Here is a 22,913-nt window from a genome sequence, read left to right as displayed (position 1 = left end):
CGGAGGATCACAGCTTCGGAAGATCGCATGGGCACGTATCGGCTGGTCATGAACGTGAAAAACCGCCCCTGACATGACCAGGGGCGGCTTTCACCAAACGGGGTTTCGAACGCGATCTAGTGACCGGTGCCCGGCTTCGTCGTCTTCGGCGGCTTGCCGTCTTCGATCCGGCCTTCGTTGCGCAAGTCGCGACCTTCCTGGGCCTTCTTCTGGCTCTCGGGGGACTTGCCGTGTTCGTTCATCTCTTCTTTGATGAATCCGGCGCCTTCCTTCACTTTACCTTCAACGCTCATGACGATCTCCTTGCTGGAGATGGGGCAACTCGCGGCAAGACCTGACCGTTCCGGTGCGCGCACGATTGTGAGGAGTGCATTCGACAGGTTCCAAAGACCCTTCTCATGAAATGGCCGCGCCGCTTGTGGAAGCGACGCGGCCGGGAAGCGAGCCGTACAGGAAACCGGCTTACTTCTTGTTGCTGCGGGTCTTGGTACCGCCCTGGTCGCTGCCCGGGCCGGAGCCGCCCTGGCCGGAAGCGTCGGGCCTCACCATTCCGCCCTTGCTCATGCCGTCATGGCTCACGCCGGTCGTGCCGCTGCTCATCGTGCCCTTGTCCGTGTTGGTCATGCCGGGCTTCTGCATGTTGTCGGACTGCGCGGCGGGGCCGGTCTGGGTCTGGGCCAAGGCAGAGCCGCACATGATGCCGAGGGCGGCGGTCGCAATGACGAGCTTCTTCATCTCAAACTCCTGGTTGGTTGTGTGGGCCAACGGGAGCGCAGAAACCGTGTTCCTAAAACAAGGCGTTCTGGAGTGCAAAAATTCTCGTCTGCAACGAGGCGTTGTCGGTTCTGCTTGAATCAGAACTGCTCCAGATTGTTGTGACGCGTTTTCGTCCCGCGAACTTGAAAACGCTCTAAGCCGCAAGCCGCTGATCGGCCGGGCCCGTCAGGTGCTTGAGCACTTCCGCGTGCTCCAGGTCGGGAACCGCAATGGCCGTGTGGCTGTAGCTCGTATTGGTTCGTGAGTTTGCAATCCTGTCCAGGATCTCGCCGCCCTTGATGACGTGGAGACCCATGCCCTCTCCCGACGGGAAGATCGCGAGCACCACGTCATAGGCTGTGATGACGGCGCGAAGCGCTTCGGCCTTGTCTTCGGCAATGTCGACGAACACGCGAACATCGGCCGCGAGTTCACGCAGCTCGTTAAAATTCAGCACTGTGGGGTACTCCAACACAACGATACTAAGAGGAGCTTGGAGGCGTTAGGTTACCGAAGTCTCAACGGCGCATGCCCAGCCAAAGGTTTATCGACCAGGCGCTCCCGTCCAGCCGATAGGACGCGCGGGCGTTGCCGCTTGCTCGGCAAGGCGCCGGCACGGAAAGAACCTATGGAGCGGGAGGGACGAAGCGCGCCTCATACCCATACGGGCGTCACGCGATACGCGCGTGACTCATGCGCGGTTTACTTGGCGTATCCCTGGGAGCGGAGCCACGCGATCTTGCGGTCGCCATTGATCCAGTCGTCGGCGTCTGCCTTGCTGGTGAAGCCCTTGATTTCGCGCTGTTCGCTGTCCGGGTAATCCGCCAGGATTTTCCAGTCGTTGTCTGCAATGCGGACGGTTTTGAAGGTCACTTTTGTTTTTGCCATGCCGCATTATGCAGGAGATGGCCGGAAAAGAGAACCTGCCTTGTGACGGTCACCGGGGTGGCCGGGCGCAGACCTCGGGGGTCAGCCTGATCGGCAGTGCGGGGCCGGGTCCAGGCAAAGACGAAAGCCCCGCCTGGGGAAGCGGGGCTCTCTGATGGGGGGTGAAGCTTGGGGACTTCAAAGAGTTAGACGCCTCGGGGAGAAAATGGTTCAACGCGAAAACGGCGGAAGCTGCGGCATCTTTGCCGGGGCGTCCGGCCCTCCGCAGAACCCCTGCTTGCGTTTTGGGCGTCGATGGGTTCTAAGCCCCGTCACTTCATGAAAGTTGGCATGAAACAGAAGCGCGTTGCGCGGTCGGACCGCGTCCTGAGCAAAGCCTGCTCGCGCGCACAGAAGGAAATTCAGACATGGCGAAGATGACGAAGACTCAGTTGATCGATGCAATTGCCGAGGGCACGCAGCTGTCGAAGAACGACGTGAAGTCGGTCATCGAGTACATGGCGACGGTCGGCTACAAGGAGCTCAACGAGTCCGGCGAGTTCGTCATTCCCGGCTTCGTGAAGATGTCGGTGGTGAACAAGCCGGCGACCGAAGCCCGCATGGGCGTCAATCCCTTCACCAAGGAGCCGATGCAGTTCGCCGCGAAGCCGGCGAGCAAGTCGGTGAAGGCCTCGCCGCTGAAGGTGGCCAAAGACTCCGTCTAAGGGCTCGCGTTTTCGTTGCGGAGGCTTCTTTTCGCGGAGCGCTGCAATGATTGCTTGCTTGTGCTGAACCAATAAGGAACTCTCTTAAGGAACTCTAGGGCGTCGTCAGGCTTTGCTTCCGAAAGGGAGAAATCACATGACTGGTCTCAGCGAAGAAGAGATTCGAAATCGGGCCTATCACCTCTGGAAGGAGGCTGGCGAGCCCGCAGGCACGATGGACACCTTCTGGTATGAGGCCGAAAAGGAGCTTCTCGCCGAGCGGACCAAGCAAGGCGAAGTCCCACCCGGCATGACCGACAATTTGTCGGTCTGACTTTGCTGGTTTAACAGGCGGACAGGGGCGAGCGTCGACAGTTCTCAAAGCAGCCACCCGGCATAACACCCGGGTGGCTGCTTTGCTGTTCGGGCCCTCGTTCGAATCGAGTCGCCTCCGTGCGGCCGCCTCAAAGAAAAACCCCGGTCTTGGGGACCGGGGCTCTTCAAGCTGGTCGGCCGCGTTGCGACATGCCGCCAGCACCACCGAATTCGACCTGACAACGCGGGGCGGGAAAACTCGTTCCGGCCGCTAGTCCGGCGATACGGACACGTCGATGATCGCCGGCGTATCGACCTGGCGCTCGCGCCAGACGATGAGATCGCATTTGGGATTGAGCCACTGATATTCGGAGCCGCGCGCCTTCAGGTGCGCGAGCGCTGCATCATGTGCGGCGGTCTGATCCGGCGCTTCGACCATGATCTCCACGGTCTCTTCGATCTGACGCACCACTTCGACGGCGTAGTATTTTCTGGTCACGATCCCTAGCTCCGGAATGACTAACGGGGAGGGCGGTGGCGCGTTCCCCAAAAGAAAAACCCCGCGCTTTCGCACGGGGCCTTCTTGGCTGGCGGGGAAGGGATTTCAGCGCCTAGCCGCCGCGCCGTGGCTCGAACTTAAGGTTGAAAACCTAAAAAGCAACCGTCGGCGCGCGGAAGGCTCAAGGCGATGTGCCCGGCGAATTTCACGGGAGGGGCTGGACTTGTTGTTCCCATTTTGTTCTAGTGAGGCATCTCTTTTGGCAGCGACATTCTTTGGAGGTGCCCATGACTGTCGAGAAACAACGCGAAGTGATCAGGCTCTGGAATCAGCTCAGGAAGCTTGATGGTCCGGCCGCGGAAGAACTCCGCATCCAGATCCTCGAATGCTTTTCGGAGAAGGCTCTATCGAAGGATACGGCGAAGCGAGCGGCGTGATGAGCATCGCACTATCTCGATGACAACAGGCAATCGCGCGCGCCTTCACCGATCGTTAGGGATCGTTTTGCGCTGGATTTCTCGACTCCGATTCGTTCCTTGCGAACGAAATGGAGTCGGATGCAGAACAAGTCGTGGCTTCTGTGTCGATCCGGGACACGCCTTTCCTGACCAAGCCGGCGTGATGCTTCGCACAGTCCCGTTCGCCTGTCCTCGCTACGAGTGAGGCGAGGGAGACGCGACATGGATGCGTGCTGTTGCTCGAGATGTTCGCCGAGATCGCAAAAGTGTTTTGGTACGACCGGCACCCGCGCTTGCGCAACGACAGGCCCTCGGTGCCGCCGGTGCCACCGCGGTCGAAGTCCGAAGACGCGATGTGAGCGCGCGATCGTTGGCGACTGCGGTCGTTTGCGTGCGAACGATATATTAAGGCTTGCTTCGTGCCGATTTCTGCGATTCCGATTCGTTCTCCGAGAACGAAAGGCAGGCGAAGCTGGAACAAAGCCCGACGACGGATCACCACACCTTCGCTTCACCGTCTCGACGCTCTCCGTCTCCGGCGCTATCGTTGCCCCGGCGGACGCAACATGAAGAACGGGCTTTATTCCATCCACATCCACATGCTCGACGGCGTGAAGGGCCGCGACAGCGGCGTGCTGATCCTGCGTGACGGCGTTCTGCTCGGCGGCGGGCCGTATTTCTGGTCGCGCGGCGCCTACACGATCCGGAACGGCAATTCGGACAACGGCCCTTCGGAGCACGGGACCTGGAAGGGTGAGCTTGTCACCACCAGCATACGCCGTTTGCGGATGGCTTCGCCCGGCCACTGTTCGGCGGAGTGGAGGCAACGAGCGGCTTCTCCGGGACGTTCAGCGACGACACGGCCGAGGTGTTCGGCACCGTGCTGGTCGCAGGCCATCGCAGCCTCGGTTTTCGCGCGAGCCTGAAGCGGCTCGCCGAGTTCTGAAGACGCTTGTTCTGAAGAGGCTTGGCGAACTCCTAACGGAAGCTTGCCGCGAAGCCGATAACCCTATTCGGTTAGGTTAAAAGCGCAATCGCGTTGCACTTGCCGCCACTTGCGATAGGTGTCTGGCGAAGACGCGATCCGACTTTGGCCAACAAGCGACTTTGGCCAACAAGCAATTTTGCCAAGAACGAATTCATGACACCTTTTTCAGAACCGTCCTTTTATCAGGGCGACCGCCACACCTACCGGCGCGTCGCCATCGTCGGCACGCTCTTTTGTCTGGCTTTCGTGGTGATCAGCGTCTCGCTGCGGCCACAGCTCGAGGACACGCGTGTCGCGGTCAAAGCCGACAGGCTGATGCGCACGGCGGGCCAGCCACCGCACACGAATTAACGGTCGTCGGTGGAGGTCTGATGGTCGGCGGAATTGCTCGGGCACGCGGTGCCGTGTGAGGCGAGCGCCACGAAGCCGGCATAGCCGGACAGGTTGAGCAGGATTTCGAGCCAAACGGGCATGTCGGCCTCCTTTCTCCTTGAAGGCTACGCCAACGTGCGCGCGAAGCGCATGTTCCCGGACAAGGCGGACCGGCGCCTCAAAGTGGGGTGGTGGGGTCGAGCCGCCGGCCGAGGGCGCCTACGGACTCGCTCGACGGCTGTTCCTTAAGGAACTCGGCAATCGCCCGCGCCAGTTCGCCGTCGCTCATCGGGGTCGGCGGCGGGCGCAGCGTGCCGACACCGAAACTGCGGACGATCTCGTCGTAATGCTGATCTCCGGATCTGGGAACGAGCCTGCGGATACGGGCCAGCAACGTGGATATCGGCACTTTATCCTCCTCGGCTCCCCGCTGGCAGCAATTGTGGCGCATTGCGAATGCTGTGCGTGGAACTGAAAACCCCGCCAGCATCGGTGATGCTGACGGGGTCTTCGTGCTGTTGCCTCAACCGGACGGCGGAGGCTTCCGCACTTGAGCAAACAATTCGCGGAACGCGTGCCCGTTCCATGCGTGGCCGGATTTATTCCGAACTCGGTTCCACAGGCTTGCGCGCAACCATAGCAACGCGCCGGCGTTGTCTGTGCGAGATACGAAGGAGGAGATTCATGATGAGGAAGACACTGGCAGTTCTGGCTACCGTCGCGGCCGTTGGCGTGACCGCGGTCGCGGCGCCTTCGCCTGCCGAGGCGCGCGGCCGCGGCATCGGTCCGGGCCTCGCGTTCGGTCTTGCCGCCGGCGCCATCACCGCGGGCGCCGTCGCCGCGTCGCATCCTTACGGCTATGGCTACGGCCCGCGGTATGGCTACTATGGCGGCCCCGCTTATGCCTACGGCCCTGGTCCCTACGCTTATTACGGTGATGCACCATACTACCGCCGCCACCATTATTACCGTCACTGGTAACGGCTGAACAAACGAAAAGCCCGGAGCAATGCTCCGGGCTTTTTTCATGCTCGGTGATCCGGTGTCGTTACGGCCAGAGCGAGGGTCGTTCCGCCTTGCGCGCGTTGTCGAGCGTCGACACGAAATACTCTTCACGTTCGCGCTTGAATTTTTCCTGGGTGGCACGGAAGGCGGCGACACGGGCGGCGATCTCTTCGCGTTCGCGGATTTTGCGTTGTTCGTCCTCGGTCATGTTAAATCCCCTCTGCACGTGAGTATGTGTCCTACTGAACCCAAGCACTGCCGCCGCAATCACGTTGAGTCGCGTCAACACATGCATTGGCGCTTCTGATTGGGGCGTCAATGGGGAGGAGGCATTGCAGGATTGTGATAAGCGAGGGTCGGAAAAAATTGCCGACCATGTCTTGCGTGGCGGTGGAGAACAGCGTCAATAATCTTGTCGCTTGCGCATGTTGCAGCTAGCGCAAAAACAAATCAGTAAAACAAAAGCAAAACGGGAGGCGGCGTTGATTGCATCGGATCTTCGCAGCGGCGTCGAGCGTCTTGGCGACATGATCGCCGAAGCCAAACGGATCGTGCCGTTCACCGGCGCCGGCATCTCGACCGAATGCGGCATCCCCGACTTTCGCTCGCCGGGCGGAATTTGGACGCGCAACCGCCCGATCCCGTTCGACGAGTTCGTCGCCAGCCCGGAGGCGCGCGACGAATCCTGGCGCCGGCGCTTCGCCATGGAGGAGGTCTTTGCGGCGGCCAAGCCCGGCCGCGGCCATCGCGCGCTCGCCTCACTCTACCGCGCCGGCAAGGTTCCCGCGATCATCACCCAGAACATCGACAATCTGCATCAGGCCTCCGGCGTCGCAAGCGATCACGTGATCGAACTTCACGGCAACACCACGTATGCGCGCTGCATTGGATGCGGGCAGGCCTATCCGCTTGATTGGGTGAAGCGCCGCTTCGACGAGGAGGGCGCCGCGCCGAACTGTACCGTGTGCGACGAGCCGGTGAAGACCGCCACGATCTCCTTCGGCCAGACAATGCCCGAGGACGAGATGCAGCGCGCGACGGCGCTGTCGCAAGCCTGCGATCTCTTCATCGCGATCGGTTCCTCGCTGGTGGTATGGCCGGCCGCGGGCTTTCCGATGATGGCGAAGGAATCGGGTGCACGCCTGGTGATCGTCAATCGCGAGCCGACGGAGCAGGACGACATCGCCGACCTCGTGATCCGCCACGACATCGGCGAAACGCTGGGGCCCTTTGTGGGTAATTGAGGCAGCAATTTGATTCGCGGCTGTGCAAGCTGTTCATAGGTTCCGCCGAATCTCTTTTTTGTCTATGCGTCGCAACCGGGAGTGTTATCTTTTGAGTCGAAAGATTCGCGTCGCGTCGAGTTGAGAAGATTCTCTAAAGACGCGTGATTCGGCGCCGCCATTCAGGCGGGTTGCATGGCATGTGTGGGGTCCGGGGTTATGGGGTCGTCGGACGGATTTGAGTCCAAGAAGGTCGGAGTTCCCGCGGTGGGCGAACACGGCGGTGGCGGTCGCGACAGTGCACTCAGTCCGTTCACCGGACTTGGTGAGAGCAGCGCCAACCTCGTCGAGGTTCACGGCGTCATCAAATGGTTCGACGCCTCAAAAGGCTACGGCTTCATCGTTCCCGACAATGGCTGGCCCGACGTGCTCCTGCACGTCACCGTGCTTAGGCGCGACGGCTTCCAGACCGCCTACGAGGGCGCCCGCATCGTCGTCGAGTGCATCCAGCGCGCCAAGGGCTACCAGGCGTTCCGCGTGGTCTCGATGGACGAGTCGACTGCGATCCATCCGGCGCAGATGCTGCCGCCGCGCACCCATGTCACGGTGACGGCGACCAGCGGGCTGGAGCGGGCTCAGGTCAAATGGTTCAACCGGCTGCGCGGTTTCGGTTTCCTGACCTGCGGCGAGGGCACCCCCGACATCTTCGTGCACATGGAGACGCTGCGCCGCTTCGGCATGACCGAGTTGCGGCCCGGCCAGTATGTCCTGGTCCGGTTCGGGCCCGGCTCCAAGGGCATGATGGCGGCCGAGATCCATCCCGAGACGGGATCGCCGGTTTCGTCCCACTAATTCCATTCCCGCGATCGTGAGCAGAGGCGCGCTGGCTGGCCGGCGCGCCTCTGGCTTTTCCGGTGACCGCCACGTAAGGACTGGTCCAGTCCCACGCCTCGAGAGCCATCCATGAATTTCGATCGAAAGGCCGTCTTCGCCCTTGCGAAGGGCTGGCTTGCCGCCATCCTTGTCATCGCCGGCTGTGCCGTCGCGAGCGCACCCGTGCGCGCCGCCAGCTTCCAGCCCCTCGAGATCGTCACCAGGAACGGCGTGCAGGTGTTCTCGGTCGAGGTCGCGACGACGGAGGAAGAGAAGCAGACTGGCCTGATGTACCGTAAGGAACTGGCGGACGGCAAAGGCATGCTGTTCGACTTTAATCCCGAGCAGGAGGTGTCGATGTGGATGAAGAACACCTACGTCTCGCTCGACATGATCTTCATTCGCGCCGACGGCCGAATTCTGCGCATCGCCGAAAATACCGAGCCGATGTCGACAAAGATCATCTCATCCAGGGGGCCCGCGCGGGCTGTTCTGGAGGTGGTGGCAGGCACGGCGCAGAAATATGGCATCCGCGCCGGCGACCGCGTGGGCCACCCGCTGTTCGGCAGCAAGTAGGCGGGAGGGCTTATTGCCCCGTCCTGGCGGTCTTTTGGGAAGCTTGCTCGCGCCTTTGGAAGGCTTGCTGGCGCTTTGGGAAGCGTGTATCGACGGGGCTCGCCGGACATTCGGGGTATAGCGCAGCCTGGTAGCGCGGCAGTTTTGGGTACTGCAGGTCGTTGGTTCGAATCCAGCTGCCCCGACCAGTCCGAGGTGGGCCAGACCCGCGCCTCAGAACAATAGCCAATCGGCGAGGCGCCAGGCGAGCGCAGCTCCAGCCGTGCATGGCGCGCGTTCGATGCCGATGCCCGCAGCCGCCAAAGCCTTCCTAACCCTCGGCGCTCATTCCCTGCGCAACGCGACTTTCCGCGCGACATTTCAAGGCATTGGGGCGGGTCGGGCGGCGCGGAATGCGTAAAACTTTGTCGAACCTTTAGGCGTCGTCCTAGACATATTGGTGTTGGGGATTTCAGCGCCCAATGCCTAGCGGACGCCGCCAAGCGATGATATTCCGCTTGCGCGGCGTTACGCTTTTCCAACCATCAGTTCGTCGCGTACCAGCCGAACGGAAACGGCAGGAATGGCCAGGCCAGCTGATTGTCGTTGGCGACCTTCCGCGGCTCCTGCTCCGGCGTCTTCGCGGGCAGAGCAGGCGGCGTCGAATGCAGCGCCAAGCGCAGACATGCACATTGCAAATTCATCGTGGTGGCCCCCGCCCATCAATCGTTTTCAAAAATTCGCGTCAGCCTGGAAATCAACGCGCGTCCTCAAAACGACGCGCTCATTCTCAAATCGCACACAGTCTAGGAAAATCGGCGGCCGCTTTCAACCGGTCTCGCCACGCGCTCACAGGAGGTAAGGTTGATCGGTTAGGTTAAGAGCGAGCGGTTGTTGCGGGCGCCTTCGCGACTGTTATCAGATCGGTTCGGCTTGCGACGGTCTGCCTGAAATTCGTGCTCACACGACATCACAGTTCGTCGCAGCGCTCGTATCCTGTGAGTTCTGTATCATGTCTCTCGATCGCAACGTCCGAACCGTCGGTCCGCAGGCGAGCTGGACCGAGATCTGGCACCTCTGGACCGTGTTCGTGCCGCGCCGCTCGATCAACGGGCAGCTCGTTTACGGCAAGGTCTGGCGCCGCCACGACGGCCGTGACTGGATCTACAAGAAGTTTACCGAGTACGACAGCGAAGCGGCGGCCTGAAGCGGCGGCGCTGTCGTCCGGCGGGATCGGAGCTGCCCGTTCAAGCCGCCTTTGCGGCCGCAGTCTTGGGCGGCGGCGGCTTCAGCGGCTTGTCCTGCTTCTTCGACCAGGAGATGTAATAGGCCACCGTCGTCATGATCGCGATCCCGGCGACGCTGACGAAGATCTGCGCGAACAGCGAGCCCGAGCTCATCGACAGCTCGAAATGACCGACGAAGGACAGGAACACGCCGACGCAGAACACGGCGAGCGACTGCTGGCCGCACACGATGATGGGGTCGAACCCTTTCCATTCCAGGCCCGGCCAGTCCTTGGGAACGAAGCGGATCACCAGGATCACGATCACGACGAAGTGGATAAAGCGGTAGGGCGCGAGGTTGGTCTTGTCGTTCGGGTTGAACGCCGAGAACAGCCATTCCGGGAACATGCCGCCGAGGGTCGGGAAGCGGCCGGCCATGGTCATGACCAGCGCAAACAGCATGTAACCAAGACAGAGCCACAGCGTGACCGGTGCGTTGATCAGCGTCATCGAGCGCCGCGCGCCGCCCATGGCGCACCAGGCGCCGAACACGAACAGCACCTGCCAGCAATACGGGTTGAAGTACCACTGTCCGGCCGGATAGGCGTTCAGGTTCAGGCCGAAATGGCGCGCGGTCAGCCACAGCACGATGGACAATGCCATCGTCAGGTCCGGCTTGCGCAGCATGAACCAGAGCACGGGCGGAAACAGCCCCATCAGCACGATGTAGAGCGGCAGCACGTCGAGATTGAGCGGCTTGAAGCGCAGGAACAGGCCCTGGCGCAGCGTCTCGGTGGCGTTGTCCACCAGGCCGGCGACGTTGAACTCGTTGATCATCTCGGAATCGCCGAAGCGCAGCGCCAGATAGCTGATCGAGGCGATGTAGATCACGAACAGGATGATGTGGGCGACGTAGAGCTGCCAGACCCGCTTGGTCAGCCTCGTAGCACCGACCAGGAAGCCGCGCTCGAGCATCATCCGCGCATAGACGAAGGAGGCGGTGTAGCCGGAGATGAAGACGAACAAATCCGCGGCGTCGGAAAAGCCGTAGTTGCGGGTGGTGATCCAGTTCACCACGTTGTCGGGGATATGGTCGAGGAAGATCGCCCAGTTCGCAATGCCGCGAAACAGGTCGAGCCTGAGGTCACGGCCCTTCTCGGGGAGCGTGGCGTTGATGTTCAGGAAGGACATGCGACGGGAGCTTTCGGAGGGGACGGACAGGTAGATGTCAACGAAGCAGGGCCACCGGGCGAGACCCCGGCGCGGAAGGCGGGTACGCAATTGTCACGATGCAGCATAATGATTATACCCATCGGCGAGCCATCCCGGGGGGCCGGAATCACCGATCAGTTCCCTAAAGGTGTCTCTATACTATGCCCGCGGTTTCCACCAACTGCTACCGTGACGCATCGAAATCGAACGAAAAGACGAACAAGAGGCCCGGACCGTCCATGACCGCACGCATTTTCAAGCCCGCCAAGAACGCGATGCAATCCGGCCGGTCGAAGACCAAGGAATGGCAGCTCGACTACGAGCCCGAGCAGCCGCGCGCGGTCGAGCCGCTGATGGGCTGGACCTCGTCCGGCGACATGAAGCAGCAGATCACGCTGCACTTCCACAGCAAGGAAGAGGCGGTCGCCTATTGCGAGCGCAAGGGCATCGCCTACCAGGTGATCGAGCCAAAGGAATCGGTGCGCCGTCCGGTCGCCTATGCGGACAATTTCTCGTTCCGCCGCGGCGAGCCGTGGACGCATTGAGGGCGGGCAACGAAACTCTCGTCATGCCCGGGCTTGTCCCGGGCATCCACGTTTTAGCGTCCACGTAAAAAGCCCGCGGTTGGCCGGGACAAGCTCGGCCAACCACGCCGGTTCTTCCCATCGTCCTGCCCTTGGCAGCCATTCCGCCCCGTGCTTCGCTGTCTCGCATGATGCGACCATGACGAGGTGGGCTATGGCGGGGCGTGACCAGCTCGACGGCGTCGATCTGAAAATACTCTCCGAGTTGCAGCAGGACGGGCGGGTTCGCAATAACGAGCTGGCGCTGCGCGTCGGGGTGTCCGGGCCCAACTGCGTGAGGCGGCTGAAATCGCTGTTCAGCCGCGGCGTGATCCGGGCGGTGCGCGCCGTTATCGACGAGCGGCTGCTCGGCTACGAGGTGGTGTCGTTCGTCTCGATCCAGCTCGGCAGCCAAGCCCAGCCGGTGCTGGCGGCATTCGAGAGCTCGATCGCCGCGATCCCGCGCATCCAGCAGTGCTGGCGGATTTCGGGAGACACCGACTATCTTCTCAAATGCGTGGCGCCGAGCGTCGAGAGCATGCGCCAGCAGCTCCTGCATTTCGCCGCGATGCCGAACGTGAAGAACGTCCGCAGCTTTCCGGTGCTGGGCGTGGCGAAGGACGTGCCGCTGCCATTGCAGGAGATCGCGGCGGCAGGATAGTTCGGCGGCGACGGGTCCCAAAACGTAGCTCGCGTAACGACGTCCAAACATCCGAAGGCGCGGGAGTGACTCCCTTACCGGGATACAGGTTCGGATAAGGCGGATATAAACATAAGTAACTCACCTAACTGTGACATGTGATTTGCGAAGTTCTGCAATGCGCCGAAGCGTGATTGCCGGTTCCTGGTGCTGGCCTACATGCGAGGTGTGAACCTCAGCCTGCGTCGCATGCCGAGGCCTCTTTTGTGGGACCCTGAAGCAGGAAAAGACAACATGACCTCGATCTCGAAGACGTTCGTCGCATCCGCTGCGACGCTGTTTGCATCTGCGTTTCTCATGATGACCGCGCCGGCTGCCCAGGCAGAAGACTACTGCATCACCAATGGTGCCCAGGCCGCGCATGGCTGCGGCTATCCGACGATGGAGGCCTGCCGGGCCGCGGCCGGCGGCATCGGCGGCTCGTGCTCACAGAGCGGCGGCGCGAAGACGTCGGCCGACGCGCTGGCCTTCCAGCCGAAGCAGACGCACTCGCGCACCAAGCTGCGCCCGGGCGGGCAGACCAACTCGAACTGAGCGAGACCGTTTGGAAATGTTGCGGCCTCCAAGTTGGATCTCGGAGGCCGCAACAGCATGACAACCCGCGCTTCAGCGATACCTGCCGCGAAACTCGCGCGGGGAGGCGCCGGCCCAGGTGCGGAAGGCGCGAGAAAAGCTCTTCTCGTTGCGGAAGCCGGCGATCTCCGCGATCCGCTTGATCGGGCTGCGCCCGCGCATCAACTCCTGCTTGGCGAGCTCGAATTTTGCCTCTTCCTTGAGATCCCGCAGTGAGGTCGCTTCATCGCGCAGGCGCCGATGCATGGTGCGGGTGGAGAGTGCCAGCTCGCTTGCGACATCCTCGGCGCCGAGACTGCGTCCGCGCGCATTGCGGAGTACGCGGCGAACGCGCTCGACCAGCAGCCGGTCGCGCCGATAGGGCAGTACGGTCAGCCGCAGCGCGCCCTTGAGCATGTTGTCGAGGTCCGCCGCGCTCCGGGTGAGCGGCAGCGACAGGTAATGCTTGTCGAAGGTGATGGAAGCGCGGTCCGCACCGAAGCGGATGTTTCGGCAAAAGATGGTCGGATAGACCGAGACGTGGCCGGGCTCGGGGTACGGAAATTCCGCGGCGCGGAGCGCGATTTGCGAATCCACGGCCCAGCAGGAGAAGCCGAGAACATAGCGGAGCAGGGTGACCAGGCAGAATTCGCGTAGAGGTCCGAGGTCGGCCAGTTCGCGGATGGACACGACCGCGGTCTCCTCGCCGACGGCGAGATCGAGCAGCACGTCCTCGGTGAGCAGACGATGGTGCCGGCACCAGCGCTTGAGCGCGACCTCCAGCGTCGGGGCGGTGATCGAGGCGCGGCACAGCATGCCGTAGGTGCCAAAGGGCAGCCGCCGCGAGAACCAGCCGAGCGCCTCGTCATCGAGTTCGCGCATGGCATGGCCCGCCAGCGCCTCGAACTGGCCGGCCGTGACCCGCCCATCCGGAGAATTGACAAGGTCCGGCGTTACCTGACCCCGGCTCAGCGCCTCGGTCGGATCGCGGCCGTAGCGTTCGTAAGCGGCAACGACGCCGCGGACGAAGGCGGCAGGGGTCACGGCACGGCGCGGGATCGCGGTTGCGACTTGAAAAGGCATCGGAAAATCCTCTGGGAAAATCCTCGCCAAGTTTGGCGGAAAATGCAACCTTTTCGACCGCAGAAGGGCCCCGATGCCGCTAGGTTCGGTCCCCAAAATAGGGAGGAATCGCCTTGAATATCCCGAGCATCGATTTCGATCTGGGCGAAGACATCAGCATGCTGCGCGACACGCTGCGCGCCTTCGTGGAGGCGGAGATCGCCCCGCGTGCCGCCGATATCGAGAAGGCCAATCTATTCCCGGCGGACCTCTGGAAGCGCCTTGGCGACCTCGGCCTGCTCGGCATGACCGCGCCGGAGCAATATGGCGGCTCCAACATGGGCTATCTCGCCCATATCGTCGCGATGGAGGAGATTTCGCGCGGCTCGGCCGCGGTCGGCCTCTCCTATGGCGCCCACTCAAATCTCTGCGTCAACCAGATCCGCCGCAACGGCAATGATGCGCAGCGCGAGCGCTATCTGCCAAAGTTGATCTCCGGCGAGTATGTCGGCGCGCTCGCGATGTCCGAGCCCGGCGCCGGCTCAGACGTCGTCTCGATGAAACTGCGCGCCGACAAACGCGGCGACCGCTACGTGCTCAACGGCTCGAAGATGTGGATCACCAATGGCGGCGATGCCGACGTGCTGGTGGTCTATGCCAAGACCGATCCGGAAGCGGGCCCGCGCGGCATGACCGCCTTCCTGGTCGAGAAGGGGACGAAGGGCTTCAGCCACGGCCAGCATCTCGACAAGCTCGGCATGCGCGGCTCCAACACGTATCCGCTGTTCTTCGACGAATGCGAGGTGCCGGAGGAGAACGTGCTTGGCAAGGTCGGCGAGGGCGTCAAGGTGCTGATGTCCGGCCTCGACTATGAGCGTACGGTCCTCTCGGGTGGACCACTCGGGATCATGGCGGCCTGCATGGACGCGGTGGTGCCCTATATGCACGAGCGCAAGCAGTTCGGGCAGCCGATCGGCGACTTCCAGCTCATGCAGGGCAAGCTCGCCGACATGTACGCGACCTGGCAGGCCACGCGCGCCTATGTCTATGCGGTGGGGCGTGCCTGCAACCGCGCCGATCACGCGCGCAGCTTGCGCAAGGACGCCGCCGCTGCGATCCTCTATTCCGCCGAGAAAGCGACGTGGATGGCGGGTGAGGCGATCCAGGCGCTTGGCGGGGTCGGCTACACCTCCGAATTTCCGGTCGGACGCCTGTGGCGCGATGCAAAGCTCTACGAGATCGGCGCCGGCACCTCGGAGGTCCGGCGCATGCTGATCGGTCGCGAATTGATGGCTGAGACGGCTTAAAACCTTCACGCAATTGGAACCAACATGCCGCTCCATTCCAGCATCGATACGTCTTCTTCGGACTTTGCGCGCAATTCCGAGGCCATGCGCACCCTCGTCGCGGATCTGCGCGAAAAGCTGAGCCAGGTTGCGGGCGGCGGCGGCGAGGTCTCGCGCAACCGCCACACCTCGCGTGGCAAGATGCTGGCGCGCGAGCGCGTCGACCTGCTGGTCGATCCCGGCACCGCGTTCATGGAGCTGTCGCCGCTCGCGGCCTATGGCCTTTACGGCGGCGACGTGCATTCGGCGAGCGTCGTCACCGGGGTCGGGCGCATCGCGGGCCGCGAATGCGTGATCGTCGCCAACGACGCCACCATCAAAGGCGGCACCTATTATCCCATGACCGTGAAGAAGCATCTGCGCGCGCAGGACGTGGCGCGGCAGAACAATCTTCCCTGCGTCTATATGGTCGATTCCGGCGGCGCCTTCCTGCCGCTGCAGGACGAGATATTTCCCGACGAGCGGCATTTCGGCCGCATCTTCTACAACCAGGCGCAGATGTCCTCGCAAGGAATCCCGCAGATTGCCATCGTGATGGGTTCCTGCACAGCCGGCGGCGCCTATGTCCCCGCGATGTCGGACGAGAGCATCATCGTGCGCAACCAGGGCACGATCTTCCTCGGCGGGCCGCCGCTGGTGAAGGCCGCGACAGGCGAAGTGGTGACCGCGGAGGAGCTTGGTGGCGCCGACGTGCATTCGCGGCAATCGGGTGTGACCGATCATTATGCCCAGAACGACGCACACGCGATCGGCATCGCCCGCCGCATCGTCGGCACGCTGAAGCCGTCGGTACGACCAAACCTCAACATGCATCCGCCGCGTGATCCCTTGTTCGCGGCGGAGGAGATCTACGGCGTGGTGCCCGTCGACGGGCGCAAGCCGTTCGACGTGCGCGACATCATTGCGCGCGTCGTCGATGGTTCCGAGTTCGACGAGTTCAAGAAGCTCTACGGCACGACGCTGGTGTGCGGCTTCGCCCACATCTGGGGTTTTCCGGTCGGCATCATTGCCAACAACGGCATCCTGTTCAGCGAGAGCTCGCTGAAGGGGGCGCATTTCATCGAGCTGTGCTGCCAGCGCGGCATTCCGCTGGTGTTCCTGCAGAACATCACCGGCTTCATGGTCGGCAAGAAATACGAAGCCGGCGGCATTGCGCGTGACGGCGCCAAGCTGGTGACGGCGGTCGCGACCGCGTCGGTGCCGAAATTCACCGTGGTGATCGGCGGGTCCTACGGCGCCGGCAATTACGGCATGTGCGGCCGCGCCTACTCCCCGCGCTTCCTGTGGATGTGGCCTAACGCGCGCATCTCGGTGATGGGCGGCGAGCAGGCCTCGATGGTGCTGAGCCAGGTCCGCCGCGACAATATCGAGGCCAAGGGCGACAGCTGGTCGAAAGAAGACGAAGATAAATTCCGCGAACCGATCCGCGCGCAATATGAGAGCCAGGGGCACCCGTATTACGCGACCGCGCGGCTGTGGGACGACGGCGTGATCGACCCGGCCGACACAAGGCTGGTGCTCGGTCTCGGCCTCTCGGCGGCGTCGAATGCGCCGATCGAACCGACGAAATTCGGCCTGTTCAGGATGTGATGCGATGGACCGCTCAAAGCTCTACCGCCGTTTTCGCACCCTCCTGATCGCCAACCGCGGCGAGATCGCCTGCCGCGTGATCCGCACCGCGCGCGCCATGGGCCTGCGCACGGTCGCGGTCTATTCCGAGGCGGACCGCGACGCGATGCATGTCGCGCTCGCCGACGAGGCCGTGCTGCTCGGGCCCGCACGTGCCCGCGACAGCTATCTTAATGTCGAGCGGCTGATCGAGGCCGCGCGCAAGACCGGCGCGGAGGCGATCCATCCCGGCTATGGCTTCCTGTCGGAGAATGCCGAATTCGCCCAGGCGTGTTTCGACGCCGGACTGGTCTTCGTCGGCCCGACAGCGCCAATGATGACTGCCATGGGCTCGAAGTCCGGCTCCAAGGCGCTTATGGAGAAGGCCGGCGTCCCGCTGGTGTCAGGCTATCACGGCGAGGCGCAGGACGATGCGACGTTGGCGAAGGCGGCCGAGAAGGTCGGTTTCCCGATTCTGGTGAAGGCGTCCGCTGGCGGCGGCGGCCGTGGTATGCGCATCGTTCGCTCCGCGGATGAACTTGCGCCTGCGATCGTCAGCGCGAAGCGCGAGGCCAAGGCCGCGTTCGGCGACGACCGCATGCTGATCGAAAAATATGTCGATAACCCGAGGCATATCGAGGTGCAGGTGATCGGCGACAGCCACGGCAATCTGCTCTCGCTGTTCGAACGCGAATGCACCCTGCAGCGCCGCCACCAGAAGGTGATCGAGGAGGCGCCGTCGCCGACGCTCAATCCCGCCCAGCGCGAGACGGTCTGTGCCGCCGCGCGAAAGGCCGCGGGCGCCGTCAACTATGTCGGCGCCGGCACCATCGAGTTCGTGTCCGACGGCAAGGACGTGTTCTTCATCGAGATGAACACTCGTCTCCAGGTCGAGCATCCCGTGACCGAGCTGATCACGGGGATCGACTTGGTCGAGTGGCAGTTGCGCGTCGCTTTCGGCGAGGCGTTGCCGCTGAAGCAAGACGAGATCAAGCTTCACGGCCACGCCGTGGAGGCGCGGGTCTACGCGGAGAACCCGACCAAGAACTTCATGCCGTCGGTGGGCAAGATATCAACCTGGCGTCTGCCCGCTGAAGCGGGGGGGCTGCGCATCGACTCCGGCTATCGGGAAGGCGATACGGTTTCGCCGTACTACGATGCGATGCTGGCAAAAATGATCGCCTGGGCGCCGACGCGGGATGTCGCGATCGAGCGGCTGAACCGCGGGCTGGAAGAGTCCGACGTCCGCGGCATCGTGACCAACATCCCGTTCCTGTCGGCGCTGATGACGCATCCGAAGGTGAGGGCGAACGCGATCGACACCGGCTTCATCGAGCGCGAACTGACGGTTCTGACGCAGGCCCCGGCGGCGCCGGGCGAGCTCGAGCTCTGCGCCGCGGTGGCCGCTGTGATCAACCACGAGCGGCAGGCTGCACAGGCGGACGCGAATTCGCCCTGGCAGACCTTTGGCTGGATGCCGGTCGGCCGCCGCCAGCGCAATTTTGCGTTTCGCGCGGGTCATGGTGTTGGTCATGGGTCCGAGCAGAAGATCACGCTGAACTATGGCAGCGGACCAGCGACGCTGGTGATCGGCGAACGCGAGCTGGCATTTGCGATCGCGCCCCGGGACGGCGGCTTCGACGTGACGCTTGACGGCGTCAAATCGTTCGTCGCGGCCGTGATCGACGGCCATGAGCTGTATTTGCGCACGCGCAACGGGCGATTCGACCTGCATTGGGTCGATCCGTTCGGCGGCGAGATGGAGGAGCAGGCCGGCGCGGACAAGATCGCAGCGCCCTTGCCGGGCACCGTCGTCGCCGTGCTGGCGGAGGAGGGCGCCAAGCTCGAGAAGGGCGCGCCGATCCTCACCCTGGAAGTGATGAAGATGGAGCAGACGCTGCGTGCGCCCTATGCCGGCGTGCTGAAATCCATCAAATGCAAGGTCGGCGACATCGTCCAGGAGGGCGTCGAGCTCGCCGTGGTCGAGCCTTCCGGAGAATGAGATGAGCGATAAGGTCCGCATCATCGAAATGGGGCCGCGTGACGGCCTCCAGAACGAGAAAACGGCGGTCAGTGTCGAGGCCCGGATCGCCTTCATCGAGGCGCTGGTCGCGGCCGGCCTCAATACAGTCGAGGTCGGCGCCTTCGTCTCGCCCAAGGCGATCCCGCAGATGGCGAGCTCGGACGCCGTGCTGCGCGGCGTTAGCCATTTGACCAGTGCCGAATTCCACGTGCTAGTGCCGAACGAGAAGGGCTATGACGCCGCGTGCGCGGCCGGCGCAAAGATCGTCTCGGTGTTCGCCGCGGCCTCCGAGGGCTTTTCGCGGGCCAACATCAATTGCACGGTCGCGGAGTCCATCGAACGGTTTAAGCCGGTGCTGGCGCGCGCCAGGGACGATGGTGTCAAGGTCCGCGGCTATATCTCCTGCGTGCTGGGCTGTCCGTTCGACGGTGAGATCCAGCCGAAAGCGGTCGCCGATCTCGCCACCACGCTGTGGGAGCTCGGCTGCTACGAGATCTCGCTCGGCGACACGATCGGTGTCGGTACGCCTGCCAAAGCCAAAGAGATGCTGCGGGCGGTCAGCGCCAACATCCCTCCCGCCAATCTCGCGATGCATTTTCACGACACCTACGGCCAGGCGCTCGCCAATCTCTATGCGGGGCTGGAGGAAGGCGTCCGCGTCATCGACGCCGCCGCCGGCGGCCTCGGCGGCTGCCCCTACGCGCCGGGCGCGACCGGCAACGTCGCGACCGAGGACGTCGTCTATATGCTCGGTGGCATGGGGATTAGGACGGGTGTCGATATGGACCGGTTGCTGGCGGCAACCAACGAGATGAGCGGCGTGCTGGGCAAGCCGCCGGTGAGCCGCGTGGCCTCCGCACTGAACGCGAAGAGGAAGCGCGCCAGCTCCTAGTTCTCCGTTATTGCGAGCGCAGCGAAGCAATGATGGTGGACGCAGCTACCTGCTCCCGTCCGGCCCCATCACCAGGTCCGGCAGTGCGGTCGAGATGCCCGGCACGAAGCAGAGCAGCAGCACCGCGAGCATCATCAAAAGCACGAACGGCAGCGTGCCCCAGATCACCTCGCGCAGGGGAATATCCGGCGCGACGTTGCGGATGACGAAGATGTTGAGGCCGACGGGTGGATGGATCAGTCCCATCTCCATCACGATGGTCATGACGACGCCGAACCAGATGATGTCGAAATTGGCGGCGCGGAGCGGCGGCAGGATGATTGGCGCGGTCATGAGAATAATCGAGACCGGCGGCAGGAAGAAACCGAGCACGACGACCATGACGAGGATCGCGAACAAGAGGCCCCAGCGGGGCAAATGCATCGCGACGACGGATTCGGCGGCCGATTGCGAGATGTGCAGATAGCTCATCACGTAGGAATAGAGCAGCGACATGCCGATGATCATCATCAGCATGGTCGATTCCCGGATCGTCGATTTCAGGATCGGGGCAAGGTCGCTCGGCCGCCACACGCTGTAGATCGCCGCGATCAATGCCAGCGCCAAGAGGCCGCCGAGGCCGGCAGTCTCTGATGGCGTGGCGTAACCGCCATAGAGGGCGATCATGACGCCGGTGAGCAGCAGCACGAACGGGATCACGCGCGGCAGTACGCTGAAGCGTTCCGCGAGCGTGTACTCGTCGCGGGCGAGGATCGCAGCTTCCGGGCCGCCGTTCTTGTAGATCGCTTCGGCCGCGGCGTATTCCTGGCGGAAGCGAATCACGGCGTAAACGCCGAACAGCGAGACCAGCAGCAGGCCGGGCCCGATACCGGCGAGGAACAGCCGTCCTAGCGATTTTTCGGCGGCGACCGCAAACAGGATCATGGTGATCGACGGCGGCAACAGAATGCCGAGCGTGCCGCCGGCGGCGATGATCCCCGCGGCAAAGCCGCCGGAATAGCCGCGCTTGCGCATCTCGGGGATGCCGGCCGAGCCGATTGCCGAGCAGGTCGCGGGCGAGGAGCCCGCCATCGCCGCAAACAGCGCGCAGGCGAACACATTGGCGACGCCGAGCCCGCCGGGGACGCGGTGCAGCCAGGCGTGCAGGGCCGAGTAGAGATCCTGGCCGGCGCGCGACTTGCCGATCGCGGCGCCCTTCAGGATGAAGAGCGGGATCGACAGCAGCGTGATCGAGGCCATTTCCTCGTAGACATTCTGCGTCACCGTGTCGAGAGAGGCGGCGGGCATGTAGATGCCCATGAACACGACTGCGACCGCGCCGAGCGCGAACGCGATCGGCATGCCCGAAAACATCACGACGAGCGTCGCGATCCCGTAGGCGAGGCCGATACCGAAAACGCTCATGAACGCCTGGCTCCAGCGAAAGGCAGCGCAAGCTGCACGAGGATCTGGACGCAGAGCAGACTCATGCCGAACGCCATTAGCGAATAGGGGATGGCCAGCGGCGGCGACCACATCGAGTTCGAGACCTGGCCATCGACATAGGCTTCATGCGCCAGTGTCCAGGACTTCCAGGCGAAGAAAGCGCAGAACAGAAGCGTCACGGCATCGACCAGCCAGAGCCTGATCCGGTTCGCCAGTGGTGAGAGCAGGCCGACGAAGGCCTCGATGCCGATGTGACCGCGGTTCTGCTGCACGTAGGCGGCCGTCATGAAGGTCGCTCCGACCAGCAGGAACACCGCGGCCTCGTCCTGCCAGTAATTGGCAGCCTTGAACAAGGCGCGGCTGAGCACGCTGTAGCTCAGGATGGCGCAGGCGGCGATCAGCGCAATCGCGGCGAACACGACGATGATGTTGTTGAGGATGGCGAGACCGCGATCGATCGCTGCCGCAAGGCCGGTCCTTGCGGCAGCGTTTACCTGGCTGTCACGATCCGGAAGCGGACCGTGGCTCATGCGGCGACGTCGGTCGCGAGCTTGAGCAGGTTGGCAGATGTCGCGGTCTTGGCGCCGTAGTCCTTCCATGCGGTGTCGCGGGCGATGTCACGCCACTTGCCGACGGTCGCGGCATCAAGCGCCGAGACCTTGGCGCCGGCCTTCTCGTAGACCTTGGCGACCTCGACGTCGTCGTCCTGCGCGCCCTTGCGGCCGAAGGCTTCGAGCTCGGTGCCGACCGCGAGCAGGACGTCCTGCTGGTTCTTCGGCAGCTTGTCGAAGATCGCCTTCGACATCATCAGCGGCTCGAGCATGAACCAATAGGACGCGCCTGCGCCCGAGGTCAGCGATTTCGCGACCTCCTCAAGCCGGAACGAGATCAGGCTGGTCGAGGAGGTGATGCCGGCATCACACGCCCCCGTCTGCATCGCTGCGTAGATTTCGTTCGAGGGCACCGACAGCACGGATGCGCCGGCAGTCTGCAGCACCATGTCCATCTCGCGCGAGCCGCCGCGCACCTTGAGACCCTTGGCATCTTCGGGGGCCACGATCGGCTTGGAGCGGCTGGCGACGCCGCCGGCCTGCCACACCCAGCTGAGCAGGATGATGCCCTTGTCGGCGAGGAAGTCGGTCAAGGCCTTGCCGACCGGCTCCTTCTTCCAGCGCATGCCCTGGTCGTAGGTGGTGACGAGGCCCGGCATCAGGCCGATATTGGTTTCCGGCAATTCGCCGCCGGCATAGGGCATCGGATAGAGGCTGATGTCGAGCGCGCCCTTGCGCATCGCGGAGAACTGCGCGTTGGTCTTGATCAGCGAGGAGTTCGGATAGATCTCGGCGGCGATGTCGCCGTTGCTGCGCTTGCTGACTTCGGCGGCGAACACGCGACAGAGCCGGTCGCGGAAATCGCCCTTGTCGACGGTGCCGCCCGGGAATTGATGCGAGATCTTCAGCGTGGTCGCGGCATGCGCGGTGCCGGTGCTGAAACGGAGAATGGCGGGTGCGGCGACGGCGGTCGCGATCAGGTGGCGGCGCGTGAACATGGCGTGATTCCCTTGGACGGTTCTTGGAAGGTTCTTGTTTGCTTTGCCGTGATTTTGGGCCGGTCTTGGAGACCGCGCTGAGGCCCATCCTAGCCGGTCTTTCAGACAATGTTCTCTAGTCTGATAGTTCGAGACCGAAT

Annotated in this window: 32 protein-coding genes and 1 tRNA gene; 19 read left to right on the top strand and 14 right to left on the bottom strand. The window is 63.1% G+C overall.

Annotated features, from left to right (window positions below; all coding sequences use genetic code 11):
- Positions 1–116: 116 nt before the first annotated feature.
- From AC0L23_RS01060 to AC0L23_RS01045, 4 genes are all read right to left on the bottom strand, one after another.
- Positions 117–293, bottom strand: coding sequence for a hypothetical protein (locus AC0L23_RS01060; RefSeq protein WP_007610124.1), 177 nt, complete (start codon positions 291–293; stop codon positions 117–119).
- Between the two features lie 169 nt (positions 294–462).
- Complete coding sequence (locus AC0L23_RS01055) at positions 463–735, bottom strand: hypothetical protein (protein WP_085353454.1); 273 nt, start codon at positions 733–735, stop codon at positions 463–465.
- A 175-nt stretch (positions 736–910) separates the two neighbouring features.
- Positions 911–1,213 carry a hypothetical protein gene (locus AC0L23_RS01050; RefSeq protein ID WP_085353453.1) on the bottom strand — a complete coding sequence of 101 codons (303 nt, stop codon included), beginning with the start codon at positions 1,211–1,213 and terminating at the stop codon, positions 911–913.
- 245 nt (positions 1,214–1,458) lie between these two features.
- Positions 1,459–1,629 (bottom strand): hypothetical protein, encoded by a 171-nt coding sequence (locus tag AC0L23_RS01045; protein WP_231170940.1) that lies wholly within the window; start codon positions 1,627–1,629, stop codon positions 1,459–1,461.
- A 422-nt stretch (positions 1,630–2,051) separates the two neighbouring features.
- Here AC0L23_RS01045 and AC0L23_RS01040 point away from each other — a divergent pair, with 422 nt between their 5' ends.
- Complete coding sequence (locus tag AC0L23_RS01040; protein ID WP_007591377.1) at positions 2,052–2,348, top strand: HU family DNA-binding protein; 297 nt, start codon at positions 2,052–2,054, stop codon at positions 2,346–2,348.
- A gap of 136 nt (positions 2,349–2,484) precedes the next feature.
- Positions 2,485–2,661 (top strand): DUF2934 domain-containing protein, encoded by a 177-nt coding sequence (locus AC0L23_RS01035; protein WP_018454372.1) that lies wholly within the window; start codon positions 2,485–2,487, stop codon positions 2,659–2,661.
- 252 nt (positions 2,662–2,913) lie between these two features.
- On the opposite strand, the gene AC0L23_RS01030 is transcribed toward AC0L23_RS01035, so the two are convergent.
- A complete protein-coding gene (locus AC0L23_RS01030) occupies positions 2,914–3,141 on the bottom strand; it encodes a hypothetical protein (protein WP_018454371.1) in 228 nt (75 codons plus the stop codon).
- Between the two features lie 287 nt (positions 3,142–3,428).
- On the opposite strand from AC0L23_RS01030, the gene AC0L23_RS01025 reads away from it, so the two are divergent.
- The 4 genes from AC0L23_RS01025 to AC0L23_RS01010 all read left to right on the top strand — a co-directional run bounded on the left by AC0L23_RS01025 (position 3,429) and on the right by AC0L23_RS01010 (position 4,938).
- Positions 3,429–3,578 (top strand): hypothetical protein, encoded by a 150-nt coding sequence (locus AC0L23_RS01025; protein WP_018454370.1) that lies wholly within the window; start codon positions 3,429–3,431, stop codon positions 3,576–3,578.
- 257 nt (positions 3,579–3,835) lie between these two features.
- The gene (locus AC0L23_RS01020; RefSeq protein ID WP_256468045.1) at positions 3,836–3,958 is read left to right on the top strand and encodes a hypothetical protein; all 123 of its coding nucleotides are present in this window, start codon (positions 3,836–3,838) and stop codon (positions 3,956–3,958) included.
- A 207-nt stretch (positions 3,959–4,165) separates the two neighbouring features.
- The gene (locus AC0L23_RS01015; RefSeq protein ID WP_240543215.1) at positions 4,166–4,525 is read left to right on the top strand and encodes a hypothetical protein; all 360 of its coding nucleotides are present in this window, start codon (positions 4,166–4,168) and stop codon (positions 4,523–4,525) included.
- A 215-nt stretch (positions 4,526–4,740) separates the two neighbouring features.
- A complete protein-coding gene (locus AC0L23_RS01010) occupies positions 4,741–4,938 on the top strand; it encodes a hypothetical protein (protein WP_085353591.1) in 198 nt (65 codons plus the stop codon).
- Here AC0L23_RS01010 and AC0L23_RS01005 read toward each other — a convergent pair.
- Positions 4,935–5,060 carry a hypothetical protein gene (locus AC0L23_RS01005; protein WP_085353452.1) on the bottom strand — a complete coding sequence of 42 codons (126 nt, stop codon included), beginning with the start codon at positions 5,058–5,060 and terminating at the stop codon, positions 4,935–4,937. The genes AC0L23_RS01010 and AC0L23_RS01005 overlap by 4 nt on opposite strands.
- A gap of 77 nt (positions 5,061–5,137) precedes the next feature.
- Complete coding sequence (locus AC0L23_RS01000; RefSeq protein WP_026233438.1) at positions 5,138–5,368, bottom strand: hypothetical protein; 231 nt, start codon at positions 5,366–5,368, stop codon at positions 5,138–5,140.
- A gap of 278 nt (positions 5,369–5,646) precedes the next feature.
- Between AC0L23_RS01000 and AC0L23_RS00995 the strand changes: the two genes are divergently transcribed.
- Positions 5,647–5,940, top strand: a complete 294-nt coding sequence (locus AC0L23_RS00995; protein WP_473356764.1) for a hypothetical protein — start codon at positions 5,647–5,649, stop codon at positions 5,938–5,940.
- A 67-nt stretch (positions 5,941–6,007) separates the two neighbouring features.
- On the opposite strand, the gene AC0L23_RS00990 is transcribed toward AC0L23_RS00995, so the two are convergent.
- Positions 6,008–6,172, bottom strand: coding sequence for a hypothetical protein (locus tag AC0L23_RS00990; protein ID WP_018457755.1), 165 nt, complete (start codon positions 6,170–6,172; stop codon positions 6,008–6,010).
- Between the two features lie 274 nt (positions 6,173–6,446).
- Between AC0L23_RS00990 and AC0L23_RS00985 the strand changes: the two genes are divergently transcribed.
- From AC0L23_RS00985 to AC0L23_RS00970, 4 genes are all read left to right on the top strand, one after another.
- Complete coding sequence (locus AC0L23_RS00985; RefSeq protein ID WP_085385269.1) at positions 6,447–7,208, top strand: SIR2 family NAD-dependent protein deacylase; 762 nt, start codon at positions 6,447–6,449, stop codon at positions 7,206–7,208.
- 198 nt (positions 7,209–7,406) lie between these two features.
- Positions 7,407–8,039, top strand: coding sequence for a cold-shock protein (locus tag AC0L23_RS00980; protein ID WP_018457757.1), 633 nt, complete (start codon positions 7,407–7,409; stop codon positions 8,037–8,039).
- 111 nt (positions 8,040–8,150) lie between these two features.
- Positions 8,151–8,636, top strand: coding sequence for a DUF192 domain-containing protein (locus AC0L23_RS00975; RefSeq protein WP_018457758.1), 486 nt, complete (start codon positions 8,151–8,153; stop codon positions 8,634–8,636).
- A 111-nt stretch (positions 8,637–8,747) separates the two neighbouring features.
- Positions 8,748–8,824, top strand: a tRNA-Pro gene (locus tag AC0L23_RS00970).
- A 336-nt stretch (positions 8,825–9,160) separates the two neighbouring features.
- Here the strand turns inward: AC0L23_RS00970 and AC0L23_RS00965 are convergent.
- Positions 9,161–9,319: a hypothetical protein gene (locus AC0L23_RS00965; RefSeq protein ID WP_018457759.1), complete on the bottom strand. Its 159-nt coding sequence runs from the start codon at positions 9,317–9,319 to the stop codon at positions 9,161–9,163.
- A 308-nt stretch (positions 9,320–9,627) separates the two neighbouring features.
- Between AC0L23_RS00965 and AC0L23_RS00960 the strand changes: the two genes are divergently transcribed.
- Positions 9,628–9,822, top strand: coding sequence for a hypothetical protein (locus AC0L23_RS00960; RefSeq protein WP_018457760.1), 195 nt, complete (start codon positions 9,628–9,630; stop codon positions 9,820–9,822).
- A gap of 40 nt (positions 9,823–9,862) precedes the next feature.
- Here AC0L23_RS00960 and AC0L23_RS00955 read toward each other — a convergent pair whose 3' ends face one another.
- Entirely contained in the window at positions 9,863–11,032 is a 1,170-nt protein-coding gene (locus AC0L23_RS00955; RefSeq protein ID WP_018457761.1) for an OpgC domain-containing protein, read from the bottom strand.
- Between the two features lie 260 nt (positions 11,033–11,292).
- Here AC0L23_RS00955 and AC0L23_RS00950 point away from each other — a divergent pair, with 260 nt between their 5' ends.
- From AC0L23_RS00950 to AC0L23_RS00940, 3 genes are all read left to right on the top strand, one after another.
- The gene (locus AC0L23_RS00950) at positions 11,293–11,598 is read left to right on the top strand and encodes an ETC complex I subunit (RefSeq protein ID WP_007591346.1); all 306 of its coding nucleotides are present in this window, start codon (positions 11,293–11,295) and stop codon (positions 11,596–11,598) included.
- A 193-nt stretch (positions 11,599–11,791) separates the two neighbouring features.
- The gene (locus AC0L23_RS00945; protein ID WP_007591345.1) at positions 11,792–12,277 is read left to right on the top strand and encodes an Lrp/AsnC family transcriptional regulator; all 486 of its coding nucleotides are present in this window, start codon (positions 11,792–11,794) and stop codon (positions 12,275–12,277) included.
- A gap of 273 nt (positions 12,278–12,550) precedes the next feature.
- On the top strand, positions 12,551–12,850 hold the full coding sequence (locus tag AC0L23_RS00940) for a DUF3551 domain-containing protein (RefSeq protein WP_018457763.1): 300 nt from the start codon (positions 12,551–12,553) through the stop codon (positions 12,848–12,850).
- Positions 12,851–12,922: 72 nt separating this feature from the next.
- Here AC0L23_RS00940 and AC0L23_RS00935 read toward each other — a convergent pair whose 3' ends face one another.
- The gene (locus AC0L23_RS00935) at positions 12,923–13,951 is read right to left on the bottom strand and encodes an AraC family transcriptional regulator (protein WP_018457764.1); all 1,029 of its coding nucleotides are present in this window, start codon (positions 13,949–13,951) and stop codon (positions 12,923–12,925) included.
- Positions 13,952–14,109: 158 nt separating this feature from the next.
- Here AC0L23_RS00935 and AC0L23_RS00930 point away from each other — a divergent pair, with 158 nt between their 5' ends.
- The 4 genes from AC0L23_RS00930 to AC0L23_RS00915 are packed head-to-tail and all read left to right on the top strand — an operon-like array spanning position 14,110 to position 19,799.
- Positions 14,110–15,237, top strand: a complete 1,128-nt coding sequence (locus AC0L23_RS00930; protein WP_473356763.1) for an isovaleryl-CoA dehydrogenase — start codon at positions 14,110–14,112, stop codon at positions 15,235–15,237.
- Between the two features lie 24 nt (positions 15,238–15,261).
- A complete protein-coding gene (locus AC0L23_RS00925) occupies positions 15,262–16,866 on the top strand; it encodes a carboxyl transferase domain-containing protein (RefSeq protein ID WP_027517803.1) in 1,605 nt (534 codons plus the stop codon).
- 4 nt (positions 16,867–16,870) lie between these two features.
- Positions 16,871–18,886: an acetyl/propionyl/methylcrotonyl-CoA carboxylase subunit alpha gene (locus AC0L23_RS00920; protein WP_473356753.1), complete on the top strand. Its 2,016-nt coding sequence runs from the start codon at positions 16,871–16,873 to the stop codon at positions 18,884–18,886.
- A 1-nt stretch (position 18,887) separates the two neighbouring features.
- Positions 18,888–19,799: a hydroxymethylglutaryl-CoA lyase gene (locus AC0L23_RS00915; protein WP_018457768.1), complete on the top strand. Its 912-nt coding sequence runs from the start codon at positions 18,888–18,890 to the stop codon at positions 19,797–19,799.
- Positions 19,800–19,844: 45 nt separating this feature from the next.
- On the opposite strand, the gene AC0L23_RS00910 is transcribed toward AC0L23_RS00915, so the two are convergent.
- The 3 genes from AC0L23_RS00910 to AC0L23_RS00900 are packed head-to-tail and all read right to left on the bottom strand — an operon-like array spanning position 19,845 to position 22,773.
- The gene (locus tag AC0L23_RS00910) at positions 19,845–21,203 is read right to left on the bottom strand and encodes a TRAP transporter large permease (protein WP_007591317.1); all 1,359 of its coding nucleotides are present in this window, start codon (positions 21,201–21,203) and stop codon (positions 19,845–19,847) included.
- Positions 21,200–21,754 (bottom strand): TRAP transporter small permease, encoded by a 555-nt coding sequence (locus tag AC0L23_RS00905; protein ID WP_085349846.1) that lies wholly within the window; start codon positions 21,752–21,754, stop codon positions 21,200–21,202. The genes AC0L23_RS00910 and AC0L23_RS00905 overlap by 4 nt, the downstream gene beginning before the upstream one ends.
- The gene (locus AC0L23_RS00900; protein ID WP_085349845.1) at positions 21,751–22,773 is read right to left on the bottom strand and encodes a TRAP transporter substrate-binding protein; all 1,023 of its coding nucleotides are present in this window, start codon (positions 22,771–22,773) and stop codon (positions 21,751–21,753) included. Before AC0L23_RS00900 ends, AC0L23_RS00905 begins: the two co-directional genes overlap by 4 nt.
- Positions 22,774–22,913 lie beyond the last annotated feature (140 nt).

The sequence above is a fragment of the Bradyrhizobium sp. MI1.4 genome, from assembly GCF_055811315.1.
This window is presented reverse-complemented; position numbering and strand designations above follow the sequence as displayed.